The organism is uncultured Nostoc sp., from assembly GCF_964247315.1.
GTDB lineage: Bacteria > Cyanobacteriota > Cyanobacteriia > Cyanobacteriales > Nostocaceae > Nostoc.
This window is the reverse complement of the sequence record NZ_CAXTTT010000244.1, coordinates 1-2,858: the sequence shown is the minus strand read 5'-3', so window position 1 is coordinate 2,858 and position 2,858 is coordinate 1. Positions and strand designations below refer to the sequence as shown.

The 2,858-nt window shown below is 39.5% G+C and carries 1 protein-coding gene and 1 pseudogene; both read left to right on the top strand.

What is annotated here, in order from left to right; all coding sequences use genetic code 11:
- The first annotated feature begins 801 nt into the window (after positions 1 to 801).
- The gene (locus ACFE93_RS34315) at positions 802 to 1,038 is read left to right on the top strand and encodes a hypothetical protein (RefSeq protein WP_375480552.1); all 237 of its coding nucleotides are present in this window, start codon (positions 802 to 804) and stop codon (positions 1,036 to 1,038) included.
- Between the two features lie 686 nt (positions 1,039 to 1,724).
- Positions 1,725 to 2,732: pseudogene (locus tag ACFE93_RS34310) on the top strand (histidine kinase dimerization/phospho-acceptor domain-containing protein); the annotation flags it as partial.
- Between the last annotated feature and the right edge of the window lie 126 nt (positions 2,733 to 2,858).

The following is a 2,858-nucleotide window of genomic DNA, read 5'->3' as shown; positions in this document are numbered from 1 at the left end:
ACTGGTTTACCCATTCTTGTTACTGTACTTCACCAGACTAAGAAACGCTATAAACCTGTTATTACGAAAAAAGGTTTTATTTCCGTTTTTAAATGTAATCAATCCCATAAAATTACATTCTGGATCTACTAAAAGTACTGCTCCTATTTCCTCTGCTATTTTTTGAATTATTGATGTTAAAAATGGTGTTTTCATGATCGATAACTATAATTTTGTCGAGAAGATTTTAACTATTTTGTGATAACTAGTCAAGAATTTTTAATTTAATAATTCTACTATGTATTGTCTCTAAAGCTCTAGTCAAAAGCTGAAGAAAAATTCCTTTTGGAATATTTCAAAAACTTCTGAAAATTTAATTATTTTCAAATAACTATAAAAAATGTAAATGCCCGCAATGTAGCTTTACTAAATCACACTATAGAAAGTACGTGCTGATTAATTCTACGCACGTTATTATTCATTTTCTCTTCAGCTTATAATAGTATCTTTTTAGACACTAAATTTTTTAACCACTGATGCGGACTTTATTTATGTGTATGCATACAAATCATGCAAACTCAATAATTGCCAAACTTTCTGCTTGAACATTGTTGTGTCCTGGAAACAACTGCAAGTTAAGGCTTTGAGATTCATTGCTACCTGAAAATTCTAACTTAATTGGTCTAAAATATAGCGCTCAGTGTTGACAATTTATAAATAATCGAATAACAAGGTGGCAGTAGCATAAAAAAAAGCGTTGGTGCATTCCTACCTAGAAACTAATTAACGCCCTTCATTAAACTTCATACGGTTAACATAATTATGCCAGAAAATACGGATAACAAAACTTCCCAAGCAGACAATCAAACTATTGCGTATAAAGAACGCCTCAATTCTTGGGCGATCGCTCGTCAACTTCCTAATACGCAACGAGAGATTGTTGCTCGCTTCCGCAGCCGTTCTGATGCCGATGGCTATATGCGGCACCTTCCTCAAGAAATACCAAATGCTTCTTACATGGTTGTTTTTGATTGTCAACGCCAAGAAGCTGTAATTTAAAGTACAAGCATAGGCATTAACCCTTGTTTTTAATCCAATACGCTTGGGTTAAGGGTTATTGGTATAGATAATTGGTCTTCAAGACGCGAGAAATCGCGTCTCTACAATCTGGGTTTTGTTGCTCATTCTGGACTGTATTGGTTTTTAATCTCTATTACCCTTTTCTTGCGATCGCGGGTGTAGTCCACTTAAAATGTGCGGCAACCACTATATTTGATTTGCTCTCCACCGAGAGGCTCAGATCCCCTACTTTCTTCAAAAAAGAGGGGATCTTTTGGTTTGTAGTAACTTCTAGCATCTCAATTAACCAGACAAGTTGTTCAAAGCAACTTGTTAAAGGTAACAAACTTGCGCCAGAGTGTACTAGTACAGATGCCGCTCTTATACTAATTCTCTGTGAACCTGCACATTATTTTGATCCCTCCACACCTCACCAAAGAGATGTGCCGCAGGTGGTGGATTCTTTACGCATCTTCATACAGAATTGGTATCAAAAGAAGCGTAATGACCATCAGAAATGATTAAGTTTTTCTGGCAATATAAAAAAATCTTGATATATTAACTAAAAATAAATTCCGTAATTGCCCCCTTGCTACTGATATTTTAGATTACTTAAAAGTAAAAGTTAGTGCAATAAGCCTTGAAAGTGCTAGAGAGTTAAGAAGTGGTAAAACAGCACCGATATCACCCTACTACTTGAACAAATTACTCAGGAAATTCGTCAAAGTCTTGATACCAGCAAAATTTTTGAGACGGCTGCTACCCAAATTGGACAAACATTTGCAGCCGAGCGCTGTCTGATCCACTCTTACATTAGTAACCCCACACCCCGAATTCCCTTAGTAGCAGAGTATAATACAATCCCTAGTTACTGCTCCATGTTGAAATTGGAAGTCCCGATGACTAACAATCCCCATGCCGAGCAGATGATGAGCCAAGAAAGTGCGATCGCTTCTCCAGATGTGTACGTTGAGCCCTTACTGCAAATGGTTCAACCTATCTGCCGAGAAATTGGGCTGAAGTCTATGCTCTCAATCCGCACTTCCTATCAAGGAGAACCCAATGGTGCGATCGGCTTACATCAGTGCAGCTATTTTCGCCAGTGGACACAAGACGAAATCGAATTACTAGAAGCTGTGGCGGCTCAACTAGGCATTGCTCTACCACAAGCTCACTTACTGGAACAAGAAACGCGCCAACGTGAAGAACTTACCTTGAAAAATTTTGCCTTGGAGCGGGCAAAACGTCAGGCAGAAGCCGCAAATCGGGCAAAAAGTGAGTTTTTGGCGATGATGAGCCATGAAATTCGCACTCCAATGAATGCTGTGATTGCTATGACAAGTTTACTGCTAGATACTGACCTCACACCCCAACAGCAAGACTTTGTGCAAACAGTTCACAGTAGCGGAGATACTTTACTCACGATCATCAACGATATTCTAGATTTCTCCAAAATTGAATCGGGCAAACTGGAATTAGAAGAACAGCCTTTTAATTTGAGAGCTTGTGTGGAAGAGGCTATTTCCTTTTTAGCTCCGAAAGCTGCCCAAAAGGATATCGAACTAATTTATCTGATCCAGCCCCAAGTTCCCACTCAGATTGTCGGCGATCTGACTCGTCTGCGCCAAGTCTTAATGAATCTTCTCAACAATGCGATTAAGTTTACGGAAACCGGAGAAGTAGTACTCTGTGTTGAACTGGGAATTGGGGAAGGTAGGGCCCCCTCTGGAGATAAGGGGGAAGGGGGATTGGGCACAACAGGTAGAGGGGAAATTACTGCAACTTCTCCCCAGATCCCCTGCTCCCCATTACCCCTTATC

Coding starts and splice junctions, on each gene's coding strand:
- ACFE93_RS34315 (WP_375480552.1), top strand. CDS start 802: ATGCCAGAAAATACGGATAACAAAACTTCCCAAGCAGACAATCAAACT.